This window comes from Marinobacter sp. RI1 (assembly GCF_041155085.1).
Lineage (GTDB): Bacteria > Pseudomonadota > Gammaproteobacteria > Pseudomonadales > Oleiphilaceae > Marinobacter > Marinobacter nauticus.
Window position 1 is genome coordinate 887,284 of sequence record NZ_AP031605.1, and the last position, 23,580, is coordinate 910,863.

Here is a 23,580-nt window from a genome sequence, read left to right on the forward strand (position 1 = left end):
TTTGACCGGGCTGTTGTTGCAAGGGGTCAGCGTTGGCGCGCTGCGTGAAGTAACGCTGACCGTTCCCGGCGGACAGGTAGTGTGCCTGTCCGGTGCCTCTGGCAGTGGCAAGAGCCGGTTACTGCGCGCGGTGGCCGATCTGGAGCCCCACGGCGGTCAGATTTCTCTGGATAACCTCAATCAACAGAGCGTACCGGCACATCAGTGGCGGCGCCAGGTGGTGATGGTGCCGGCGGAAAGCCAGTGGTGGTTTGATGAGGTAAGCGCCCACTTTCCCGAGGGGGCTGGTGAGCGTTTGCCTGCTGCTCTGGGTTTCCCTGCCGAGGTGATGGACTGGTCGATCAGCCGGTTGTCCTCCGGTGAGCGACAAAGGCTCGCGTTGTGGCGGGCCCTGGTTCTGGAACCAGACGCGCTGCTGCTGGATGAACCGACCGCCAATCTGGATAACGAATCGACAGAGGCGATCGAACGCTGGCTGTTGCAGGAGATTGAACAGCGGCAGATCGCCACTTTGTGGGTCGCCCATGATTCCGCCCAGATTCATCGGGTAGCCAACGTTCACTATCGGATTCGAGGATCCGCACTGGAGCCTGTCCATGGAAGTGATTGACCTGGCCTGGTGGAAGCTGGGCCTGGCGGCCTTGTTGGTACTGGCGTTGGCAGCGACGGCTTACCTGGGGCGGCTGGGGATCACCCGCAGCCTGTTGGTGGCGGCCATACGAACGGTTATTCAGCTGGCTTTGATTGGCCTGGTACTGGAAGCCCTGTTTGCCTCTTCCGCCTTCTACTGGATTGCGCTGCTGGCGGCGGTCATGCTGCTGGTGGCTGGCCGGGAAGTGGTGGCGCGCCAGGGCCGACGCCTGAAAGGCGGGTGGGCGTTCGGGATCGGCACCGGCGCGATGTTCGTGTCTTCGTTTACCGTGACCGTGCTGGCACTGGCGGTGGTGATTGGTCCGGAGCCCTGGTATACCCCACAGTACGCGATTCCTTTGCTGGGTATGATGCTGGGCAACACCATGACCGGGGTCAGCCTGGCCCTGGATCGTCTGAATGATTCGGTCTGGCGCCAGCGGGCGGTAATCGAGAACCGGCTGATGCTGGGCCAGACCTGGCAACAGGCACTGGAAGACATCCGTCGGGAAGCCATGCGCAGTGGCATGATGCCCTCCATTAACGCCATGGCAGCGGCCGGCATTGTCAGCCTGCCCGGCATGATGACCGGTCAGATACTGGCGGGCAGCCCGCCCGCGGTCGCCGTTAAGTACCAGATATTGGTTATGCTGATTATTACCGTCGGCACGGGGTTTGGCGCGGTGATGGCGGTCAGTTGGGGAGGCCGGCGGCTGTTTGATGACCGGGAGCGCCTGCGGCTGGATCGTTTAACCAAACCGTGACCGGGCACCAAAGTCGCATGGGGTCTCAGTCGGGTTTCGAGCTAGGCTTGGCTTTCCGGTAACCACAAAGACAATAATATGACCAGCCTACTGCAACGTTATCCTTTGCCAGTCATTGTGCTCGCACAATTGTTCGGCACCTCCCTCTGGTTCAGTATCAACGGGGTCTGGCTATCCCTGTCCGCCGAACTCGGGTTAGCGGAATCGGATCTGGGCCGCCTTACGCTGTCTGTTCAGGCGGGCTTTATTGCCGGTACGCTTGCTCTGGCGGTGACCGGCCTGGCGGATCGCTTCGGCGCCAGCCGCATCTTCCTTATTTCGAGCCTGCTGGGCGCACTGGCGAACGCCGGCTTTGTAGCGGGGGCCGGGGTGTTTCCGCTGGACAGCTTGTTCCGGTTCGCTACCGGCCTGTGTCTGGCCGGAATCTACCCCCTCGGTATGAAGTTGGTGATTGCCTGGACACCCAAATATGCCGGCGCCGCCCTGGCCTGGCTGGTGGGTATGCTGACCCTGGGCACCGCTTTGCCACATCTGATGCGAGGGGCGACAGCAGGTATGCCCTGGGAGTGGCCACTGTTTGCATCGTCCTGTCTGGCGCTACTGGGCGGGCTGTTGGTGTTTCTGCTGGGTGACGGGCCGCACCTGCCCAAAACCAGCGGGCGGCTTCCCCTGAGACAGGGCTTGTCGGCTTTACGCCTGCCCCGGTTCCGGGCCGTGGCGGGCGGTTATTTTGGCCACATGTGGGAGCTTTACGCCTTCTGGACGCTGGTGCCGCTGTTGATCGGGCGAGAACTGCAGCGGCTGGGACAGGGTGATGCCTTGATCCCCTGGTTGTCGTTTGCGGTGATCGGTATGGGTGCGGCTGGATGTATTGGCGGCGGCCGGATCAGTCGGACTCTGGGCAGTGAGTGGGTTGCCCGGCGGGCGTTGATGGTGTCCGGGGCATTGTGCCTGCTTTATCCCTGGATGAACGGGCTGCCCCCGGAGTTGTTGCTGGCGGTGCTACTGGTTTGGGGCGTCGCTGTGGTGGCCGATTCCCCGCAATTCTCCGCGCTGGCTGCAGTCACGGCCCCGAAAAAAACCGTTGGCTCATCTCTGGCGGTCATGAACGCGGTCGGCTTTGGCCTGACCCTGCCGGCCATCTGGCTCACCAGTGGGCTCTGGAATCCCTGGGGGGGGTGGGTCGCGTTGCTGCTTTTTCCGGGACCGGTGTTCGGCCTGTGGTCTCTGAGCCGGGGGAAGTCCGAGGCCTGATATACTTGCCGATTACGTCGACCTCCTGCTTTGGACCGTCATGACCCAACGCATTCTGTTATTGTCCGCTTATGATGCTGCCAGTCATCAGCGCTGGCGCGAGCAACTGGTCGCCATGCTGCCTGATTATCATTGGCAGACGCTGGCGCTTCCGCCCAGGTTCTTCCAGTGGCGGATTCGAGGTAATCCGGTGAGCTGGCTGGATCAGCCCTGCCTTGAAGAATCCTGGGACCTGGTCATTGCCACTTCCATGGTTGATCTGGCCACCTTGCGCGGGCTGCACCCTCGAATCGCGAACACCCCCTGTCTGCTTTATATGCATGAGAACCAGTTTGCCTTTCCGGTCAGCGATCAGCAGCGGAGCCGGGTGGAGCCGCAGATGGTCAATCTCTACAGCGCTCTGGCCGCCGATGCGGTGGTCTTTAACAGTGCCTGGAACCGGGACAGCTTTCTGCAGGGTGTCGAAGACTTTCTGAACAAGATGCCGGATGCGGTGCCTTGCGGGGTGATAGAAACGCTCAGGGAAAGGTCTTCGGTGCTGCCGGTGCCGATTGAAGACCGCTTGTTTACCGAGCAGCCACGGTCCGTGAACCGGGAACGGCCGCATCTGTTATGGAATCATCGCTGGGAATACGACAAGGGGCCCGACCGGTTGTTCGGCCTGCTGGAACAGCTGGAGCAGCGCAAGCTGGACTATCGCATCAGTGTGGTGGGTGAAGGCTTTCGCAGCCGCCCGCAAGCCTTTGACCGGATATACCAACAGTTTGCCGGCCGGATTGAACACTGGGGCTTTCTGGCGCATCGGGAAGACTACGACCGGCTGCTGCGCAGCGCCGATATCGTGGTGTCGACCGCCCTGCACGATTTTCAGGGCCTGGCGATGCTGGAGGCCATGGCATCGGGGTGCTTGCCGCTGGCACCGGACCGCCTGGCCTACCGGGAATATGTGCGGGAAGACTGCCGATACCGGAGCCTGGAATCCGATCCCGGCGGCGAAGCCCTGGCGGCCGCTGAACGACTGGCGCTGCTGTTAAAGCAACCTCCCGAGCTTAACCCGCCACAAGCCTGGCGGGCTTCAGAACTGGCCCCGAAGTACCAGGCGCTGGTTCAGCAGCTGATGGCGCGGGCTTAGTGATTCTGCTCCGGGACTTCCCGGATGCGCCCCTGCTCATCAATCGCCACGTACACAAACAGCCCTTCAGTCACCTTGCGGGGTGTCTTGGAGGCGCGGTCCAGTGTCCAGACTTCCACGTTGATTTTCATGGAGCTGCGGCCGATGTCCACCAATTCACAGTAGCAGCCCACCTGGGAGCCCACACGCAAGGGTGACAGAAACTCCATTCTGTCCATCGCGACGGTGGCATTACGGCCCTGGGAAATGCGACCAGCCATGGTCGCTGCCGCAATATCCATCTGTTTGACCAGCCAGCCGGCGAAGACATCGCCGTTGGCATTGGTGTCTGACGGCAGTGGCACCACCTGCAGCATCATCTCGCCCCGGGGGGCCGGTTTGTCATCATCGTACGCAGTCATCAGGATCGCCTGTACAGCTTGTGAGTTGTTTTCTGTGCATGGTAACGGGCTGGCGCGGGGCTGCAAGAAAATTTGAACAATGACAGCTATATTTCAAAAGCTGTAACAAAGTTGTCACAGAGTGCCCCTAGGATGCAGTCATCGGTAAAGCAGATCCGACACAACGTCCAAAGTAAATAATGGAGACTCGACGTGATGAAACTGAACAAAGCACTTGCAACCGTTGCGCTGGCCGGCTCTGTTGCCGCCCTGTCTGCACCGGCCATGGCCCGTGACACCATCAGCATCGTGGGCTCTTCCACCGTGTATCCGTTCGCTACTGTGGTAGCCGAGCGTTTTGGTGCCAACACCGATTTCCCGACACCCAAGCTGGAATCCACTGGTTCCGGTGGCGGCCTGAAGCTGTTCTGTCAGGGCGTAGGCACCCAGCACCCGGACATCACCAACGCTTCCCGTCGTATGAAGCCGTCCGAGTTTGATCTGTGCCAGAGCAACGGCGTGAAGGACATCACCGAGTTCCGCATTGGTTCTGACGGCATCGTGATCGCCAGCTCCAAAGAAGCCGAAAATCTTGAAGTAACCCTGGAGCAGCTGTTCCTGGCGCTGGGTAAAGAAGTACCCAACCCGAAAAACGAGAATGAGCTGATCGCCAACCCGTACAAGAACTGGAGCGACATCGATTCCAGCCTGCCGAACAAGCCGATCCGTGTGATGGGGCCGCCTCCGACTTCCGGTACCCGTGACTCCTTCAACGAGCTGGCTCTGCAGGGCGGCTGTGAAGACCTGCCTGCAGTTGCCAACATGAGTGAAGATGACATGGAAGGTGTGTGTCAGAGCATTCGCGAAGACGGCGCTTTCATCGAAGCGGGTGAGAATGACAACCTGATCGTCCAGAAACTGATTGGTGATACCGGCATGTACGGCGTCTTCGGTTACAGCTTCCTGGAAGAGAATGCTGATCGTCTGCAGGCCGCTACTCTGAACGGCAAGGTTCCGACTGCCGAAGCGATCGCTGCCGATGACTACCCGGTTGCCCGTTCACTGTTCTTCTACGTGAAAAAAGCCCACGTTGGTGTTGTTCCTGGCATCCAGGAGTACGCTCAGGAGTTTACCGGCATGGGCGCCATGGGCCCGAATGGCTACCTGAAAAGCGTTGGTCTGATCGTTCCGCCGCGCGATGCGCTGATGGATCTGCAGGAGAAGGCTGAAAAGATGCCTAACCTGACCAAAGACGAGCTGATGTAAGCGCGGACTACCGCGAGTAGTGAGCGAAAGGGTGCGGCTCTGAAGGGCCGCACCCTTTCGCACGTAAGATAGTTGAAAGTGCGAATTGGTTTTTTACGCTTTACACTTGTGACCTGCTAAACGTGTCAAACAGGAATTTTCATGCAACCGGCTAACCTCATGCTATTGGTCATTGCCTTCGTGGTGGTGGCTTATGGTCTTGGATATGCCCGCTCCCGCTCATTGGCCATGCCGATGGGTGGTATCCGGCATCTCAAATCCCTGCCGTTCTATTACGGTGCCCGTGCTGCGCTCTGGTGCGGCATTCCGGCATTGATTGTGCTGGCACTGTGGGCGGCATTTCAGGGTAAAGTCATTCAGTTGCTGGTGATCGGCTCCCTGCCACCAGACCTGGTGCCGGAAGGGGCAGGGCAAGCCAGTCTGCTGCTCAGTAAAATCAGCAATGTGGCCAGTGGCGCCCTGCCTCCGGGCTTTGTCGAGGCTCCGATTGCCGAGGCAGCCGAGCGGTTGCAGGCGTTGCGTGCTCAAAGTCGGCTCTACATGTCGGTTCTGGTTGTGGCCGTTGCAGTGCTGGCCGGCTTTCTGGGCTGGATCCGGATCAGCCCGAAGCTGAATGCCCGGAGCCAGGTTGAAACCACCCTGAAGTGGATCTTTTTCGCCTGCGCTGCGCTGGCGATCCTCACCACGGTTGGCATTGTCTTTTCGGTTGCCTTTGAGACCTTCCGTTTCTTCCAGAAGATTTCCTTCTTTGAGTTTTTCTTCGGCACCCAGTGGAGCCCCCAGACAGCGTTGCGCGCCGATCAGGTGGCAGCCGAGGGCGCCTTCGGGATGGTGCCCCTGTTTACAGGCACGCTGCTGATCTCTGCCATTGCCATGGTGGTTGCGGTCCCGGTAGGGCTTTTATCGGCTATCTATCTGTCTGAGTATGCCAACAAGCGGGTACGGGGTATTTTCAAGCCGCTGCTGGAAATGCTGGCGGGTATTCCGACTGTGGTTTACGGCTTCTTTGCCGCCCTGACGGTGGCGCCGTTTATCAGTGATTTTGCCGCTTCCCTGGGTATCAATGCGTCTTCCCAAAGTGCCCTGGCAGCCGGCGGGGTGATGGGCATCATGATTATTCCTTTCGTTTCTTCTCTTTCCGACGACGTTATCAACGCCGTGCCGCAAACGCTCCGGGATGGTTCGCTGGCGCTCGGCGCCACCCAGTCCGAGACCATGAAAAAGGTTATCTTTCCTGCGGCGTTGCCCGGGATCATGGGCGGGATACTGCTGGCGGTATCCCGGGCCATTGGTGAAACGATGATCGTGGTTATGGCTGCAGGCCTGGCGGCGAATCTGACCGCTAACCCGCTGGAATCGGTGACTACCGTAACCGTGCAGATTGTCACCCTGCTGACCGGTGACCAGGAGTTCGACAGCGCCAAAACTCTGGCCGCCTTCGCCCTGGGTGCGATGCTGTTCCTGGCCACGCTCCTGCTTAACGTTATTGCTCTGAAAATTGTCCGCAAATATCGGGAACAGTATGACTGATCAACGTTCACAGGCGGAACTTGTCCGCCAGTCACTCAAGCGCCGTTACCGCAAGGAGCGCCGCTTCCGTGCCTATGGTATCGCTGCCATCGCCATCGCTCTGTCGGCTCTGGTGATCCTGTTTGCCGATATTATTGGCAAGGGCCATACCGCCTTTATCAAAACCACCGTTACCCTGGAGGTGGATATCGACGGTGAGGCCATGTATCTGGACGACGCGTCCGACGAACGCCAGATGAAAATGGCCGACTTTGTCGAGCCCTTGATCCGCGCCTTGATGAAAGAAATCCCGGAAGCCGGGGAGTCGGACAGGGACGATGTCCGAGATCTGATCAACCCCTATGCCTCCAATCAGCTGCGGGATGCGCTTCGGGAAAACCCGGAGTTGCTTAATACCACCCAGACCATGACCTTCCTGTCCCATACCGATGTGGATGTGTACGTCAAACATGCCGGGGATGAGAACTACTCCATCAAGCTGAACGAGAAGCAGCAGGCGTGGGTAGATGCATTGTACGAGCGCGGCGTGGTGGATACCGGTTTCAATGACGTGTTTTTCAGCCGGGGCGATTCCCGGGATCCGTCCCGTGCCGGCATTCTCGGGGCGATTGTTGGCTCTTTGCTGACCATGGTTGTGACTCTGGCGCTGTCGTTCCCGATCGGGGTGGCTGCGGCCATCTATCTGGAGGAGTTTGCGCCCCAGAACAAACTGACCGACTTCATTGAGGTCAACATCAACAACCTGGCGGCGGTACCCTCAATCATCTTCGGTCTGCTGGGTCTGGCCGTTTTCATCAACCTGTTCGGCATGCCGCGTTCGGTGCCAGTGGTGGGTGGTCTGGTACTAACCCTGATGACCCTGCCCACCATCATTATTTCCAGCCGTGCGGCCATCAAGAGTGTGCCGCCGTCCATTCGGGAGGCGGCCGAGGGCATCGGTGCCTCCAAGATGCAGGTGGTGTTGCACCATGTGCTGCCGCTGGCCATGCCGGGTATGCTGACCGGTTCCATTATCGGGATGGCCCAGGCCCTGGGAGAGACTGCACCCTTGCTGTTGATTGGCATGGTGGCCTTTATCGTGGATGTGCCCGATGGTTTCTTCGATTCCGCCACGGTATTGCCTGTACAGGTGTTCCTGTGGGCCGGCAGCCCGGAGCTTGCCTTTATCGAACGAGCGTCAGCAGCCATCATGGTGCTGCTGACTTTCCTGATTGGAATGAATGCATTGGCCATCTGGCTTCGTAAGCGTCTTGAGCGCCGGTGGTGAGGAGGAGTTATATGAATACCCTGAATACAACGGTAACCAGTGAGGCTGATGTGCCCGAAGAGAAGGCCATTCCGGTGCAGGACGAACGACCGGCAGAGACAGTGATTGAAGAGGGTAAAACGGTCGGAACGCCGTTTGCCGACGATCCCAAGTTCAAGTTGCGCAACGTCGAGGTTTTCTACGGTGAAGACCGGGCCATCAAGAACATCAGCCTGGATATTGCCCGTAACGAGGTGATTGCGTTTATCGGGCCGTCGGGCTGTGGCAAGTCCACCTTCCTGCGTTGCCTGAACCGCATGAACGACAGCATCGACATCTGTCGGGTCAGGGGCTCGCTGCAGCTGGACGAGCAGGACATCTACGATTCCAAGCGGGATGTGGTGGAGTTGCGTGCCCGAGTGGGTATGGTGTTCCAGAAGCCGAACCCGTTTCCCAAGTCGATCTACGATAACGTGGCGTATGGCCCACGCATCCATGGCCTGGCCAATCGCAAGTCCGATCTGGATGACATTGTAGAGAACAGCCTGCGCAAGGCGGGGCTCTGGAACGAAGTAAAAGACCGTCTGGATGCCACCGCCACCGGGATGTCCGGTGGCCAGCAGCAGCGGCTGTGTATTGCCCGCGCGATTGCCGTGAGCCCGGAGGTGGTGTTGATGGACGAGCCCTGTTCTGCACTCGACCCGATTGCTACGGCCAAGGTTGAGGAGCTGATTGCGGAGCTGTCCGAGAGCTATACCATTGTCATTGTGACCCACTCCATGCAGCAGGCGGCCCGGGTTTCCCATCGCACCGCCTACTTCCACCTTGGCCACCTGGTGGAAGTGAACGAAACCGACAAAGTATTCACCTCTCCGGAACATGAGCTGACGGAGTCATACATTACCGGCCGTTTCGGCTGATGCATGTTCGGGGATAACGGAGACAGACACTATGCCTAATAAAAAGGACGACGTTTACGGGGATCACATTTCCCACAAGTTCAATGATGAACTGATGGAGCTGAAGACCCAGTTCCTCAAGATGGGTGGAATGGTGGAAACCCAGGTTGAAAGGGCAGTGCAGGCCCTGGTCGATGGCGATAGCCACCTGGCGGAGGAAGTGCGCGCCAACGACAAAAAAGTCGATAAAATGGAAGTGGACCTGGACGAAGAGGCTACCCTGATCATCGCCCGTCGTCAGCCCACTGCCCGGGACCTGCGCCTGGTGATTTCTGTGATCAAGATGGTGGCGGATCTGGAGCGGGTTGGAGACGAAGCCAAGAAGATTGCCAAAATGGCCATCAAGCTGGTGGAGGAAGGTCAGGCACCCCGCGGTTACGTCGAAATCCGTCACATTGGCAACCACGTGCTGACCATGCTGCATGATGCACTGGATGCCTTTGCCCGGCTGGATTCCGAGCAGGCACTGCGGATCATGAAAGAGGACAAGCGGGTGGATGAAGAGTACCAGGCTGCCGCCCGTACCCTGCTGACCTTCATGATGGAAGATACCCGCAATATTTCCCGTTGCATGTCAGTGATGTGGGTGCTTCGTGCCCTGGAAAGGGTGGGGGATCATGCCTGCAACATTGCTGAGAACGTGATCTTCATGGTCAAGGGCGAAGACGTTCGCCATACCCCGATGGAGGAAGCGGAACGGGTGGTTGGCCGCTAATCCCGGGTGGCTGGGAACGGCTGCTTTCGGTGGCCGTTTCCGCTCTTGTCCCTGCCCGCAGTTGCGCTATCATGGCGGGGACAAATCCATTTCTGAGGCCCTATGATTCTCCTTGTCGCATTCGCGATTATCTCCATCGGCTTTTCATTTCTCTGTTCTATTCTCGAAGCAGCCCTGCTGTCTATCACGCCCAGTTACATTGCGTCCCTGAAAAATGATCGGCCGCAACTGTTTGCACGCTTGCGCCGGCTCAAGGATGAAATCGACGATCCGCTTTCTGCGATCCTGACCCTCAATACCATTGCCCATACGGCCGGCGCTACCGGCGTTGGAGCCCAGGTGGCGGTTGTCTTCGGTGAGGTCTGGCTGGGTGCGGCGTCAGCGGCGATGACCCTGGCGATCCTGATCTTTTCGGAAATCATCCCGAAAACCATCGGCGCCAAGTACTGGCGTGTGATCGCCCCTTCGCTGCCGGCGGTGCTGGGATTCATGATGAAAGCCCTGCTGCCGTTTGTCTGGCTGTCGAAGCAGGTTACGCGCAGGATTGCCCCGGGTGACGGCGATACCGACATCCGGGCGGAAATCAGTGCGCTGGTAGAGATCGGCCGTGATCAGCAGGCTCTGGATGAAGAAGAGCGCCGGATTATCCACAACGTACTTCGTTTCCACGAGATCAAGGTCAGTTCCATCATGACCCCCCGCACGGTGTGCAAATTTATTGATCCGGACACCAGCGTGCCGGAATTCCGGGAAAAAGTGATGAAGTCGCCGTTTTCACGCTACCCGATGATTGATGAATACGGGGAGACTCTGGGGTACGTGCATCGGGCAGACCTGATCAGCATGAGCGACGATGACGACCTGCAAAGCCGGCTGCGCCAGATCAAACAGGTAAAGGCCAACACCAACATCGAGTTCCTGTTTTCGGAAATGCTGCGGGAGCGCCAGCACATTGCGGTGGTGTACGACGAGCTGGGAACCTGGCTCGGGGTGGTGACTCTGGAGGATATTCTGGAAACCCTGCTGGGTACGGAGATCATGGATGAGACCGATAATGTCTCCAACCTGCGCCGCTATGCTAAACAGCGTTGGAGCCGACGATTGAAGCGGTCAGCCGTGCAGTAATCAAAAAGGGCAGCCTCGGTGCTGCCCTTTGTCATTCTGTGCGACAAGTCTGTGAGAAGGATGCTCAGGCCTGTTTCATCTTGTCGGTGTACGGCGGCCAGCCCAGGGGTTTGCCGGCGAGCAGATGCAGGTGAATGTGGAACACGGTCTGGCCGGAATTCTCACCGCAGTTCATCACTACCCGGTAGCCATCGTCGGCAAAGCCCATGTCTTTGGCCAGCTTTGCCGCCACCCAGTAAAGATGGCCGACCAGCTCACGGTCGTCTTCCCCAATGTCATTGATGGTGGCAATGGCTTTCTTCGGAATGATCAGCAGATGCACCGGGGCCTGTGGATTGATGTCCTTGAAGGCCAGGCTGATGTCGTCTTCGTACACGATGTCGGCGGGAATTTCCCGGTTGATGATCTTGGTGAAGATGGTTTCAGACATAACGGCTCCTTGTGTCGAGTAAATGCGCGTACGCCACTATAGGCCACCCAGGCCGGGCAGGCGATTAACGATTTGTTGAATCGGCGCGGGCAACTGTTCATCCAGGCCCATGGCGTAGCGAGCGACGCGATTGCGTGCGAACGGCAGTACCCGGGCAGCGCCAAGCCCGAGATTGCGGGCCAGGTGCACTGGCGGAATGGCATTGCTGAACAGGTGGTAGAACAGATCCATGGTCAGCATCATCCGCTGGTTGGCGGGCCGGCGGCGATGTTCATAGAGTTTGAGCCAGTGCGCACTGGCCAGGTCTTCGCCCCCGCGCCGGGCTTCTTTCAGCACGCCCTGCAGGCATTGGGCGTCCTGGAAGCCCAGATTGACGCCCTGGCCCGCCAGCGGATTGATGGTGTGGGCGGCGTCGCCTGCCAGCACCACCCGGTTCTGGTAATAGTGCTTGGCATGCTGGCGGGCGATGGGAAAGCTGGCCCTGGCGTCAATGTGGGTCAGTTCCGGTAGTCGTTCGGGGAAATGCTGCTGGATCTCAGCCATCAGTTGCTGTTCGCCCATGGCCTTGAGTTCGTCCAGTCGGGCCGGGTGGTCGTACCACACGAGGGAGGCCCAGCTCTCTCCAGGGTGCTGCTCGCCAGCGCTGTGCAGGGGCAGGAAGGCCCTGGGGCCGCTGGGGTAAAAGCCCTGCCAGGTAATGTCTTCCACATTGCCCCGATAGCGCACCGAGATCACCAGGGCCTGCTGTTCGTACTGATCCCGGGTAACGCCGATACCTGCCAATTCCCGGACCCGGGACATAGCGCCATCGGCGCCGACCACCAGTTGGGCCTGCAACTGGCTGCCATCATCCAGGGTCACCGTGGCGTACTCTGTGCTCTGGACCAGGTCCCGAACGCTGTGGCCTGTGATCAGGGTGACGTCAGGTTCCGTTTCGGCGGTTTGCCACAGGGCCAGTTGGGTAATGCTGTTCTCAACGATATGGCCAAGATGTGGCGCACCCAGGCTGTTGGCATCGAATTCCACCTCGGTCAGGCTTCGGGGCACCAGTCGTTTGAGCGGATTTGGTGTCTCGTCCCAGACCGCCAGGCGGCAATATGGCGTAGCGCGCATGGCCAGTATTCGGGGCCAGGCACCCAGGCTGGCCAGATAGCGTTCGCTGCCGGCGCTGAGGGCAGATACCCGGATATCCGGGTGGCTGTCTGGCTGATAGGGGGCGGGGGAAGCCTGGTCGATCAGCGCCACGCGGATGCCCTGCTGGCCCAGCCCGGTGGCAAGTGCGGCGCCGACCATGCCGGCGCCTACGATGATGGTGTCAAAGGTCTGTGTCATATCCGGTTCCTGTCTGCTGGCCTCAGTTTACGCGATGCCGTGCTGCAGACAAGCGACCGGGGTCAATCCCGGGTGGATCAGTAGCCGGCCATGGAGGTGGCCGCTGTCTCCTCCCGGTTGCCGGAGCGGCGGGGGTTGCGGACCAGCCAGGCCGGTTTGCGGGCGCCCGGCCGGGTGAAGCCCTGGTTGATGACCATGGGTTGAACCAGACTCAGGAAGTCCCGGGTGTTCATGTGAATGGATTCGCTGTGGCTGCCGGCGGCAAAGGCCAGTTCCGGTTGTTCGGTCAGAGCCTCGGCACAGTAAACGCTCATGCCAAAGAGGTTGCCAAACGGCGGCATGGCGCCCACTTCGCAGTCGGGGAAGCGATCCTGAAAGGCCTGTTCGTCGGCCAGGTCGACAAAATCGGTGTCCAGAATCTTGCTCAGTCTGTCCCAGCGAATACGCCAGGTGGCCGGCATGACCAGCATGGCCATTTTGCCATCGAGTTCGATAATGACGGTTTTGACGACCCGGTCTCCGGCAATCCTGACGTGATGGGCCAGTTCCTGGGCGGTAAAGGCTGGGGGGTGAGAGAGGCACATGTAGTCCACACCTGCCTCATCCAGAAATGTTTTCAGCTGCTTTGCCGGCATGTTCACAACCTCCTGACAGCATCGACAGTGTTGTGGAGCCATCCGCCTTTCCCGGGCCGGGCCCCGATGGCAGGCGGGTTTTTACCCCGCCTTGTCGTCAGCTTAGTTCAGGATACGCACTTTGCGAGTTACCGGATGTTTCCATGTGAAACGGTTCCGTTTAATCAGCCTTGTACATGTGCACGTCCCGTTGCGGGAAAGGAATCGAAATACCCTCGGCGTCGAAGGCTTTTTTCACCCGCTCCTGCATATCCCAGTAGAACGGCCACAGATCGGCGCCCTTGGTCCAGGCGCGCACCGTCAGGTCTACCGAGCTTTCGCCTAGGGCGCCAACAACGATCAGCGGCGCCGGGTCTTTCAGGGCGCGCTCGTCCTCTTCGATCAGGCGTTTGCAGATGGCCTTGGCCTTGTCGATGTCATCGCCATAGCCAATGCCGAAGCTCATGTCGCAGCGGCGGGTTTCGTAGGCGCTCAGGTTGGTCAGGCTGGCGTTGGAAAGCTGGCCGTTGGGGATCACGATCCGGCGATTGTCGAAGGTGTCGACAATGGTGTAGAGGATGGTAATTTCCCGCACCGAGCCCAGAAAGCCCTGGGCATCAATAACATCGCCGACCTTGAAGGGTTTAAAGATAAGGATCAGCACGCCACCGGCAAAGTTGGCCAGGCTGCCCTGCAGGGCCAGGCCCACTGCCAGGCCGGCGGCACCGATGATGGCGACAAACGAGGTGGTAGCGATGCCCACCATGGAGGCGACGGAGATCAGCAGCAGAATCTTCAGAATGGCGCTGATCAGGCCACAGAGAAACTTGTTCAGGGTCGGATCTTTTTTGCCAAGGCGGTTGTCCAGCACCCTGACGAACCGGTTGATTAGCCAGAGGCCGATAATCAGCGTAACAATCGCCAGCAGAACCTTTGGGGCATAAGCCATGATCAGCGCGATGGCCTGATCCGCCCATTCAGAGGCCTGCCCGTTAGCACCGAATAACTCTTCCATAGGGAAAACTCCTTGATCGTTAATATTTTCTGAGTGAGTTCTTATCGACAAATGACGTGGTTCAGCGGGATTTGTCTGAACCAACTATATAGCAGATAAAGCTGTACACGGCATTACCGCCAACGGCCAGAATTACGCGCTGGCGCGGGATCTGGCCCACTCGATGATGACTTCAGGGCCGCCCCGTACCAGTATTTCGCCCTGTTTCTGGGTGAGCTGGTAGTCGTACATGGGGTCGTAGTAGTCGGTCAGCAGGGCCTCAATCCAGCCATGATGCCCTTCCAGGGAGCCATTGGCTCCCTGTTGATCCAGAGCCTGCAGCATCAGGTTACGGAGTTTCTGGTAACGCTCGCCGCCCAGGCGTTTGCGAATGCGGTCGATGGCGCTCAACAGGTAGTCCCGGAAATTCAGCCAGCCGGCGTCTTCACCGTCCCTGGCCCGGTAACTGGCCAGCATGCCTTCAACGTAGTCGGCACGGATGATGGCAATACGCTCTTCCATGGCCTGTTCCAGAATCAGCAGGGGTGATTCAGACATCCGGGCCCGAAGGGTTTCCGGCAGGGCGCAGCGGCCAATCAGGCGGCTTTCGTCTTCAAGGTAGACTGGCCCTCCCACCTGGTGCCTGGCCTTGAGCATGGCCACCGCCAGTCGGTTCTCGAAGTCGATCTGGGAGGGTTGGGGAGTTACCTGCCGGCCAAAGCTGGAGCCCCGGTGATTGGCCAGGCCCTCCAGATCGACCGGATTGGGCAGTTGCATCAGTACCCGGGTCTTGCCAGTACCGGTACGGCCGCTGAGAATCCGGAACTGACCTGATTCGATCTGTGCTTCCAGGCTGTCAATGAGGAAGCGACGCAGGGCCTTGTAGCCGCCTTTCACCAGCGGGTAGTCGATGCCGGAGTCCCTGATCCACTGCTGGGTCAGGCGCGAGCGCAATCCGCCCCGGAAACAGAACAGATACCCCTCCGGGTGTCGTGCCACAAAGCGCTTCCAGGCTTCAATTCGCTGGGCCTTGATGTCGCCGGAGACCAACTGGTGCCCCAGTTCAATGGCCTTGTCCTGGCCCTTTTCCTTATAACAGATACCCACCCGATGCCGTTCTTCGTCGTTCATCAGCGGGGCGTTTTCTGCAGACGGGAAGCTACCTTTGGCAAATTCCACCGGCGCCCGGACGTCCATCAGCGGCACATCGTTCAGGAACAGGTCGAGGTAGTCGTCGGTATCGGGTCTGCTGGCCATATCAACGGATCACTGTGATTCAGGGTGAGGCGGCAGTATACCGAACCGGCGATATCCCGGCATCCCGGACAAGGGTACAATCCCATGTCCTTTCAGCACTGGCGAGGGAAAATTATGAGCCCGGATGTTCTCAATCGGCATCTTCAGAAAACCCTGAGTCGAGGTCGGGTGGCGGTTTCGGCGCCTGCGGGCTGCCCGGATATCCAGCTGTATCTGTTTGACCCGGGGGTGCTGGATGGACCGTTGAGCCATGATGAAGCCCAGGCTGTGGTGGCCGAACCGGCGTACTGGTCGTTCTGCTGGGCCAGCGGGCAGGTGCTGGCCCGGTGGATTCTGCAGCATCCGGACGTGGTGGCTGGCAAGACCGTGCTGGATTTTGGCTCCGGTTCAGGGGTAGTGGCTGTCGCCTCCGCACTGGCCGGTGCTGCACGGTCTATAGCGTGCGACATCGACGCGGCAGCGCTGGATGCCGCGGCCGCCAATGCCCGCCTGAACAATGTGGAAGTTGATCTGTGTGACGACTGGGCAAGCCGGCCCGGGAGCGTCGATCTGATTACCGCTGCGGATGTTCTGTACGACCCTGAAAATCGCCCGTTACTGGCGGCCTTCGAAGCAGCCGCGCCCCAGGTGCTGCTGGCGGATTCGCGAATCAAGGACCTTGGACATCCCGGTTATGTGCAGCAGGCTGTGATCGAAGCCAGAACCTGGCCGGATCTGAATGAGTTTGAGGAATTCAACAAGGTGAGGATCTATCTGGCCGGCGGTGACTGAATTTTTCTGACCAGAAAAAACAAAGGGCAGCCATCAAGCTGCCCTTGAACAGGTACTGAACCGCCGTCCGGGGCAGTTCAGATTCGGAACAGGTTGGCGCCTCCGTGCGCGATGGGCAACTGCCGTGTTGCCATTCCTTGCTGCCGTTCCCTGGTGCCAGCATCCGAGCCGGCGATCCGATTCGTTATCCCTTAAGCGAAGCGTCCCTGTGTCCCTGCTTCTCCCCGCAGTCCGTGCCGGGGTGCATCCAGTGCGTCGTCCTTTCCCTGTCATCCTTGACGGCGTTCATATTACCAATGCCAGCTTTACAAACGTGTGAACTATGCACGCAGAACGCGTTGCCGAACTCGCCAAACACGGGAAAGTTGTTACAAATCATTCATGTAGATTTTGGTCTGTAACTGGAATTACAGACTGCGTACGAGATGTCACAGGGAGTTCCTACAGGTATGTAGGAAATGTCTCACAAGGATTCGGGCGATTTTCGCAAATCCGTTTCTTGAGCCAGTCGAAGTCCCGGCCAAGGCAGCAGGCCAAGCCCGATGCCAACGGCATCCGCTGTCAGATCTGCGAGGGAGAAATCCCGGTACGGCAGGTTGGCTTGCACCACCTCCAGTATCAGGCCGAAAACCAGCAAGGCGGGGGCATACCAAAGCACAGAAAGTCGCGGCCACGCCAGGCGGGTCACCAGGGTGAGCTCCAGAAAGGCAATCAGATGATTGATCTTGTCATTGGGCGCCGCAGGGATGGGATAGCTGTTACTGGTGGTTGCCAGGTAAAGGATCGCAGCAATGGAAACAAACAGCGCTGCCTGCCATAGCCGTTGCATGGCCAGAATGGAGACGATAATGGAACGGATGCGGGGCATAGTGGAATCCGAGAGTCCTCGCGGGCTGTGGGAATGGTTCCGACATGATATGCTTTGCGCCCCGTTATTGTCATGGCAGCGGAGGAACACCAGTAATGCTCAAGGGTAACTTTTTTCGTGGACTGGGCTATCTGGGGGAAGGCTTCGGGCTGATTCGCCAGCCAGGCCTCCGGTTGTTTGTGGTCATCCCGCTGATCATCAACATCCTGCTTTTCGGTGTGTTGTTCTATTTTCTGGCCGAACTGTTCACCGCCATGATCGCTGCCGCCATGGCCTGGTTGCCGGACTGGGCCTGGTTGCAGGCACTCGATTGGCTTTTCTGGCTGCTGTACGGCGTGGTGATTCTGCTGATGCTGGCCTATGGCTTTGTGATCGTGGCCAACCTGATCGGCTCTCCCTTCTACGGTTACCTGGCAGAGCTCACTGAAAAACAGCTGACCGGTCAGGAAGTGTCTACGGACGATAGCTGGTCCGCCATTATCAAGGACATTCCCCGCGCGCTCTGGCGGGAGGTTCAGAAGATTGCCTATTACCTGCCCAGAGCCCTGGGCTTGTTCATTATTGGCCTGATTCCCGTGGTCAACCTGGTGGCCGCTGTGCTCTGGTTTCTGTTCAACAGCTGGATGATGGCGCTGCAGTATGTGGATTATCCAGCTGACAATCACAAGGTCAGTTTTCCGGCTCTGCGCAAGCTGTTGGGAGACACCCGGCTGTCGGCCCTCGGGTTCGGCCTGCCGGTCGCCCTGGCGGCGATGGTGCCGGTGCTCAACCTGTTTGTGGTGCCAGCGGCGGTGTGTGGTGCAACGGCCTATTGGGTTCGGGAAAACGGTTCAAACACTCAGTAATCATTTATCGGAGGTTTCTTGGAAACATCGGAATTTGTCATCGGCCAGCGTTGGGTCAGCCACAGCGATACTGCCCTGGGTCTGGGTATCGTGACGGACATCTCAGGTCGCCGAGTCACCCTGGGATTCCCCGCCGCCGATGAGGAACGCACCTATGCCATCGACAATGCGCCCCTGTCACGGATCGTGTATCAACAGGGCGAGGAAATAGAGACCTTTGACGGTGAGCGCTATACCGTGCGCGCAGTGGAAGATCTCGATGGCGTTCTGGTGTATCACGCCGATGACGGTGAGAATATTCAGCCGATTTCCGAGGTTAAGCTGGCGGGCTCTGTGAATTTTTCCGCGCCTCATCAGCGCCTCTTTGCCGGCCAGTTTGATCGCAACGGTGCCTTCCGGCTTCGAGTCGCCACCCTTCAGCACATGGACCGTCTGCGGGCGTCGCCGGCCCAGGGGCTGATTGGGGCACGCACCCAGCACCTGCCGCACCAGCTTTATATTGCCCACGAAGTGGCACGCCGGCATGCTCCCAGGGTTCTGCTGGCCGATGAGGTCGGTCTGGGTAAAACCATTGAGGCAGGTCTGATTCTTCATTATCAGCTGCAGACCGGTCGAGCCCGCCGGGCGCTGATTGTGGTGCCCGATTCACTGATCCACCAGTGGCTGGTGGAAATGCTGCGGCGTTTCAATCTGCGCTTTTCCATTATTGATCAGGCCCGGTACGACGACCTCAAGGCCGAAGAAGATGATGTCGACGCTCTGGTTAACCATATTTTTGGTGATGACGATGCGGTTAACCCGTTTGAATCTGACCAGCTAGTGCTGTGTAGCCTCGACTTCCTGGTGCGCAGCGAGAAGGCCCGCAAAGACGCAGTGGCGGCGGGCTGGGATCTGATGGTGGTGGACGAAGCTCATCACCTGGCCTGGTCGCCGGAACAGTCCAGCCCGGAATACGATGTGGTTGAGCAGTTGTCCGGTGCCAGCCAGGGCCTGCTGCTGCTGACCGCAACACCGGAACAGATCGGCGTGGCCAGCCACTTTGCCCGCCTGCGCTTGCTCGACCCGGCCCGGTTCCACAATCTGGAGACCTTCCGGGAAGAAGAACAGCACTATGAAGTGATCAATCAGGTGGTCCGGCGCCTGCAGCAGGCGCCGGATACTATCTCAAAAGACGATCGGCAGGCCCTGGCCGGTTGGCTGGGAGATGAGCTGGACGAATTGCTGGCCCGGAATGATGCCCACCAGGCGGTGATTGATGCGTTGCTGGATCGTCACGGCACCGGGCGAGTGTTGTTCCGGAATACCCGGGCCGCCATTCAGGGCTTCCCGGAGCGACAGCCGTTACCGGAACCCCTGCCGTGCCCGGACCTGTATGAACACCATCAATACGGTGTCACCGGGCTGGCGCCCGAGCAGTCAGTGGATGAAGAAGACTGGCTGGCTCAGGATCCCCGGGTGAGCTGGCTGGAGAAGAAACTGGCCAGCCTGCGCCCGGCCAAGGTGGTGGTGATCTGTGCCAAAGCCAGCACGGCCATGGCACTTGAGCATTATCTGCAGTTACGGGCCGGTATTCGCAGTGCAGCCTTCCACGAACACCTTAGTCTGATTGAGCGCGACCGGGCCGCGGCCTATTTTGCCGATACGGAGCAGGGGGCACAGGCGCTGATCTGTTCGGAAATCGGCAGCGAGGGGCGCAACTTCCAGTTTGCCCACCATCTGGTGCTGTTTGATCTGCCGGCTAATCCGGATCTGCTGGAACAGCGCATTGGTCGCCTGGACCGGATCGGCCAGACCGAAGCGATCCGTATTCACATCCCCTATCTTCAGGGCACCAGTCAGGAGGTACAGTACCGCTGGTTCCAGGAAGGGCTGAATGCGTTTGCCGAGAGCTGCGCCGTGGGTGTTGCTGTTCAGGAACATGTTCAGGGCCAGTGGCAGCAGGCCCTGGACGGAGACGAAAGCCAGTTGGAGCCACTGGTGGCGGCCAGTGCGTCTGAGACGGCGCGTCTGAAAGACATATTGCACAACGGCCGGGATGCGCTGATTGAACTGAACTCCTGTCGTGTTGATGAGGCTGAGGCTTTGATCGCCGGGATCGAGGAAGAGGAGAACGCCGCTGAAGTTCGGGACTACATGATTCAGGCTTTCGATATCCTCGGCGTCGACCTGGAAGACCACAGTGAGCATGCGGATATCCTGAAGCCGGGCGAGCAGTTCCAGGCCGGCCTGGTGGCGGAGCTTCCGGAAGACGGGCTGACCGTTACCTGGGATCGTCAGCAGGCGTTGCAGCGCGAAGATATGGCGTTCATGAGCTGGGAGCACCCGATGGTTACCGGGGTGATGGATTCGGTGAATAGTTCCGGTCTGGGCAAGGCTGCCCTGGCCAATCTCTCGGTCAAGGCTCTGCCCCCGGGGACGCTCCTGCTGGAAGCCGTATTCGCGGTGCATTGTCCGGCGCCCGAATCGCTGCAGTTGACTCGGTATCTGCCCGTTTCGCCCCTGCGCCTGGTGGTGGATGTGAATGGCCGGGATCTGTCCAAGGCTCTGCCCCATGAAAGGCTGAATGAGCTTTGTTCCAATATCCGTCGACGCACGGCCCAGGCCATCGTGCCGAAAATCCGGGCCGAGGTGGAAACCATGGTCGACCACGTCGAGACACTGGCGGAGCCGCATCTGTCACCGCTTCGCGAACAGGCGCTGGCGAGGGTAGAAGACAGCTTTATGCCGGAGATTCGGCGTCTGGAAGCACTGCAGAAAGTGAACCCGGCCATCCGCAACGAAGAAATCGACTTCCTGCGCACCCAGCTGGATGCCGCCCGCAGTGCTGTAGAGCATGCGTCCCTGGCCCTGGAAGGTATCCGTGTGATTGTCACATCGTAATGGTGCTAACCGACTGAACACTGGTCATTATCTGGCGAACAGACATCTGTTAGGGTAAGTTGAACGTAACGAAGTGTAGTCAAAGGGCTCCGGCACTGGCCGGAGACTCCAATCCATGGAAGACAGAGAGATCCTGAGATGACTTTGATTCTTTTTCTGGTGGCTCTGGCCGGCCTGCTGTACGTGATGCGCCGGGAATCCGGTGCCAAACCCGCCATTGGCGTGATGGCTGTGGTGGGTGTGCTGTCCCTGTTTCTGGCCTCTGGCTGGCTTGCTTTTGTCCTTCTGGCGGGCGCGGCCGTTACCGCTGTTGCGGGTTTGCCCCAGTTCCGGCAGAGCTGGCTCACCCCCCGGGTGTTTGCCATGTTCAAGAAGGTGGCGCCCAAGGTGTCAGACACTGAGAAAGTGGCTCTGGAAGCGGGTACCGTTGGTTGGGATGGCGAACTGTTCACCGGTCGCCCGGATTGGCACAACCTGCTGATTAACCGCCACACCGGTCTGAGTGAGGAAGAGCAGGCCTTCGTCGACGACCAGTGCACCCAGGCCATTTCCATGTGTAACGCCTGGGATCTGGCGGTTGAGCGTGCCGATCTACCCAAGGAGCTCTGGGATTTCCTGAAGAAAGAGAAGTTCTTCGGCATGATCATTCCGAAGGAATACGGTGGCCTCGGGTTTTCCGCCAAGGCTCAGACTGCAGTGCTGCAGAAGCTGGCCGCCAACGAAATGCTGATGGTCACAGTCGGCGTGCCCAACTCCCTCGGCCCGGGCGAGCTGCTGGTGAAGTACGGTACCGAAGAGCAGAAAGACTATTATCTGCCGAGACTGGCCGATGGCCGGGAAGTCCCCTGTTTTGGCCTGACCGGGCCTCGCGCAGGCTCTGATGCCACTTCGCTGCCAGACACCGGCATTGTCTGCAAGCAGGAAGTGGATGGTAAAGAAGTGGTGGGTATCCGCCTGAACTTTGAAAAGCGCTGGATTACGCTGGCGCCAGTCGCCACGGTGGTCGGGCTGGCGTTCCGGATGTTTGACCCGGACGGGCTGCTGGGGGACACCAAAGATTACGGCATTACCTGTGCGCTGATCCCCCGGGATACCGAGGGCATGGAAATCGGCCGGCGCCATTGCCCCATCGGGTCCCCGTTCATGAATGGCCCGATCAAGGGCAAGGATGTGTTCATTCCGCTGGACTATATTATTGGTGGCCAGGAAATGGCGGGCCAGGGCTGGCGCATGCTGGTTGAGTGTCTCTCGGTGGGTCGCTGTATCACCCTGCCGTCCGGTGCTGCCGGCGCCGCTGCCTATGCTGTGGGCACGGCCGGTGGCTTTACCCGAATTCGCCGCCAGTTCAATACGCCGGTGGCGGAGATGGAAGGGGTACAAGCCCCGCTGGCCCGCATTGCGGCTAAAACCTACATTGCTCAGGCGGCGGTTAATCACACCGCTAACATGATCGATCGGGGCGAGAAGCCGGCGGTACCGTCCGCTATCCTCAAGTATCACCTGACCGAATTTCAGCGTGAAATCCTCACCGATGCCATGGATGTGCACGGTGGTAAAACCGTAACCCTTGGACCCCGCAACTACCTGGGCATTGGTTACAGTGGTGCGGCGGTGTCGATCACCGTTGAAGGCGCCAATATCATGACCCGCAGCCTGATGATCTTCGGTCAGGGTGCCATCCGTTGTCATCCTTATGTGCTGAAAGAGCTTGCCGCGAAGGACAATGACGATATCAAGGCGTTTGATGAGGCGTTCTTTGGTCATGCCGGGCTAATCTTTGGCAATGCCGCCCGCGCCTTTACGCAGGCGCTGGGCCTGGGCAAGGCTGATGTGCCATTCGACAGTGCCTCCCGCAAGTATGCCCAGGCCCTGGCGCGGTTCAGCTCTGCCTTCGGCCTGTGTGCCGATGCGGCCATGACAACCCTGGGCGGCGAGCTGAAAATGCGCGAGCTGATTTCGGCACGCCTGGGTGACATGCTGGCGAATCTGTACCTGGCTTCCATGGTGCTGAAGAACTGGCACGAAACCCAGCCGGTGGATGGCGAGAAAGAACTGATGCAGTACAGCCTGGCCTATCTGCTGCATCGTACCGAGCTGGCACTGGACGAGTTCCTCCAGAACCTGCCGAACCGGCCGGTGGCACTGGCTCTGCGAGCTATTACCCTGCCGCTGGGATGCCGTTGGGATGCGCCCCATGATGATCTGGCGCGCAAGCTGGCCCGTTCCATCACCACCGATACTCCGGTTCGCAACAAGCTGATGGCTGGTGCCTGGACTACAGACGGGGAAGGCACGGTGGAAAATCCCGTCGCCCGCTATAACGGTCTGTTGAAAGACTACGACAAGGCCGAGCAGCTGTATCGGAAGGCCACCAAGGCTTACGCCAAGGGCGAACTGCCGATGACCGCACTGCATCCCGAGGAGCGTTTTGAGGCCGCCCTGGAGGCCGGTGTATTCAGCAAGGAAGAAGCCGACTTCATGCGCCAGTATGAAGAGGTGGTGCTGGAAATGCTCACCGTGGATGATTTCCCGTTTGACGAGTTTGCCCGAAACCGGGAAACCCTGATCGACCACAACCCGGCCTGAGG

General features: G+C 59.1%; 21 protein-coding genes. 14 read left to right on the forward strand and 7 right to left on the reverse strand.

From position 1 onward, the window contains the following. Window position 1 precedes the first annotated feature (1 nt). The 4 genes from ACAM27_RS03895 (at window position 2) to ACAM27_RS03910 (ending at window position 3,780) form a co-directional block, all read left to right on the forward strand. The gene (locus ACAM27_RS03895; RefSeq protein WP_049756947.1) at window positions 2–610 is read left to right on the forward strand and encodes an ATP-binding cassette domain-containing protein; all 609 of its coding nucleotides are present in this window, start codon (window positions 2–4) and stop codon (window positions 608–610) included. Next, window positions 597–1,394, forward strand: coding sequence for an ABC transporter permease (fetB, locus tag ACAM27_RS03900; RefSeq protein ID WP_011787040.1), 798 nt, complete (start codon window positions 597–599; stop codon window positions 1,392–1,394). Before ACAM27_RS03895 ends, fetB begins: the two co-directional genes overlap by 14 nt. Window positions 1,395–1,472: 78 nt before the next feature. Then, window positions 1,473–2,648 (forward strand): MFS transporter, encoded by a 1,176-nt coding sequence (locus tag ACAM27_RS03905; protein ID WP_369612598.1) that lies wholly within the window; start codon window positions 1,473–1,475, stop codon window positions 2,646–2,648. A gap of 40 nt (window positions 2,649–2,688) precedes the next feature. Next, the gene (locus ACAM27_RS03910) at window positions 2,689–3,780 is read left to right on the forward strand and encodes a DUF3524 domain-containing protein (RefSeq protein ID WP_222448522.1); all 1,092 of its coding nucleotides are present in this window, start codon (window positions 2,689–2,691) and stop codon (window positions 3,778–3,780) included. Here the strand turns inward: ACAM27_RS03910 and ACAM27_RS03915 are convergent. Then, window positions 3,777–4,181, reverse strand: a complete 405-nt coding sequence (locus ACAM27_RS03915) for an acyl-CoA thioesterase (RefSeq protein WP_369612599.1) — start codon at window positions 4,179–4,181, stop codon at window positions 3,777–3,779. The two genes, ACAM27_RS03910 and ACAM27_RS03915, sit on opposite strands and share 4 nt — an antisense overlap. Before the next feature lie 192 nt (window positions 4,182–4,373). Here ACAM27_RS03915 and ACAM27_RS03920 point away from each other — a divergent pair, with 192 nt between their 5' ends. The 6 genes from ACAM27_RS03920 to ACAM27_RS03945 all read left to right on the forward strand — a co-directional run bounded on the left by ACAM27_RS03920 (window position 4,374) and on the right by ACAM27_RS03945 (window position 11,001). Further along, window positions 4,374–5,426, forward strand: a complete 1,053-nt coding sequence (locus ACAM27_RS03920) for a substrate-binding domain-containing protein (RefSeq protein WP_014422886.1) — start codon at window positions 4,374–4,376, stop codon at window positions 5,424–5,426. Window positions 5,427–5,567: 141 nt separating this feature from the next. Beyond that, window positions 5,568–6,956, forward strand: a complete 1,389-nt coding sequence (pstC, locus tag ACAM27_RS03925) for a phosphate ABC transporter permease subunit PstC (protein WP_011787035.1) — start codon at window positions 5,568–5,570, stop codon at window positions 6,954–6,956. After that, window positions 6,949–8,223 carry a phosphate ABC transporter permease PstA gene (gene pstA, locus ACAM27_RS03930; RefSeq protein WP_113879120.1) on the forward strand — a complete coding sequence of 425 codons (1,275 nt, stop codon included), beginning with the start codon at window positions 6,949–6,951 and terminating at the stop codon, window positions 8,221–8,223. Before pstC ends, pstA begins: the two co-directional genes overlap by 8 nt. 11 nt (window positions 8,224–8,234) lie before the next feature. Next, a complete protein-coding gene (gene pstB, locus ACAM27_RS03935; RefSeq protein WP_023009471.1) occupies window positions 8,235–9,122 on the forward strand; it encodes a phosphate ABC transporter ATP-binding protein PstB in 888 nt (295 codons plus the stop codon). Between the two features lie 31 nt (window positions 9,123–9,153). Further along, window positions 9,154–9,876, forward strand: a complete 723-nt coding sequence (gene phoU, locus ACAM27_RS03940; RefSeq protein WP_011787032.1) for a phosphate signaling complex protein PhoU — start codon at window positions 9,154–9,156, stop codon at window positions 9,874–9,876. Window positions 9,877–9,978: 102 nt separating this feature from the next. Beyond that, window positions 9,979–11,001, forward strand: a complete 1,023-nt coding sequence (locus tag ACAM27_RS03945; protein WP_369612600.1) for a CNNM domain-containing protein — start codon at window positions 9,979–9,981, stop codon at window positions 10,999–11,001. Between the two features lie 64 nt (window positions 11,002–11,065). Here ACAM27_RS03945 and ACAM27_RS03950 read toward each other — a convergent pair whose 3' ends face one another. From ACAM27_RS03950 to mnmH, 5 genes are all read right to left on the reverse strand, one after another. Next, window positions 11,066–11,431 (reverse strand): histidine triad nucleotide-binding protein, encoded by a 366-nt coding sequence (locus ACAM27_RS03950; protein ID WP_011787030.1) that lies wholly within the window; start codon window positions 11,429–11,431, stop codon window positions 11,066–11,068. Between the two features lie 36 nt (window positions 11,432–11,467). Further along, complete coding sequence (locus ACAM27_RS03955) at window positions 11,468–12,763, reverse strand: FAD-dependent monooxygenase (protein ID WP_369612601.1); 1,296 nt, start codon at window positions 12,761–12,763, stop codon at window positions 11,468–11,470. A gap of 77 nt (window positions 12,764–12,840) precedes the next feature. After that, window positions 12,841–13,398: an aminoacyl-tRNA deacylase gene (locus ACAM27_RS03960; protein WP_121207836.1), complete on the reverse strand. Its 558-nt coding sequence runs from the start codon at window positions 13,396–13,398 to the stop codon at window positions 12,841–12,843. Window positions 13,399–13,558: 160 nt separating this feature from the next. After that, window positions 13,559–14,392, reverse strand: coding sequence for a mechanosensitive ion channel family protein (locus tag ACAM27_RS03965; protein WP_011787027.1), 834 nt, complete (start codon window positions 14,390–14,392; stop codon window positions 13,559–13,561). Between the two features lie 132 nt (window positions 14,393–14,524). After that, entirely contained in the window at window positions 14,525–15,628 is a 1,104-nt protein-coding gene (gene mnmH, locus ACAM27_RS03970) for a tRNA 2-selenouridine(34) synthase MnmH (RefSeq protein ID WP_369612602.1), read from the reverse strand. Between the two features lie 114 nt (window positions 15,629–15,742). On the opposite strand from mnmH, the gene ACAM27_RS03975 reads away from it, so the two are divergent. Next, the gene (locus tag ACAM27_RS03975; RefSeq protein WP_369612603.1) at window positions 15,743–16,399 is read left to right on the forward strand and encodes a 50S ribosomal protein L11 methyltransferase; all 657 of its coding nucleotides are present in this window, start codon (window positions 15,743–15,745) and stop codon (window positions 16,397–16,399) included. Window positions 16,400–16,862: 463 nt separating this feature from the next. Here the strand turns inward: ACAM27_RS03975 and ACAM27_RS03980 are convergent, their stop codons facing one another. Beyond that, a complete protein-coding gene (locus ACAM27_RS03980) occupies window positions 16,863–17,267 on the reverse strand; it encodes a VanZ family protein (protein ID WP_222448528.1) in 405 nt (134 codons plus the stop codon). A 95-nt stretch (window positions 17,268–17,362) separates the two neighbouring features. Between ACAM27_RS03980 and cysZ the strand changes: the two genes are divergently transcribed. The 3 genes from cysZ (at window position 17,363) to ACAM27_RS03995 (ending at window position 23,578) form a co-directional block, all read left to right on the forward strand. Then, on the forward strand, window positions 17,363–18,112 hold the full coding sequence (gene cysZ, locus ACAM27_RS03985; RefSeq protein WP_369612604.1) for a sulfate transporter CysZ: 750 nt from the start codon (window positions 17,363–17,365) through the stop codon (window positions 18,110–18,112). 18 nt (window positions 18,113–18,130) lie between these two features. Continuing rightward, window positions 18,131–20,992, forward strand: a complete 2,862-nt coding sequence (gene rapA / locus ACAM27_RS03990) for an RNA polymerase-associated protein RapA (protein ID WP_011787022.1) — start codon at window positions 18,131–18,133, stop codon at window positions 20,990–20,992. 138 nt (window positions 20,993–21,130) lie between these two features. Beyond that, a complete protein-coding gene (locus ACAM27_RS03995) occupies window positions 21,131–23,578 on the forward strand; it encodes an acyl-CoA dehydrogenase (protein ID WP_023009476.1) in 2,448 nt (815 codons plus the stop codon). Window positions 23,579–23,580 lie beyond the last annotated feature (2 nt).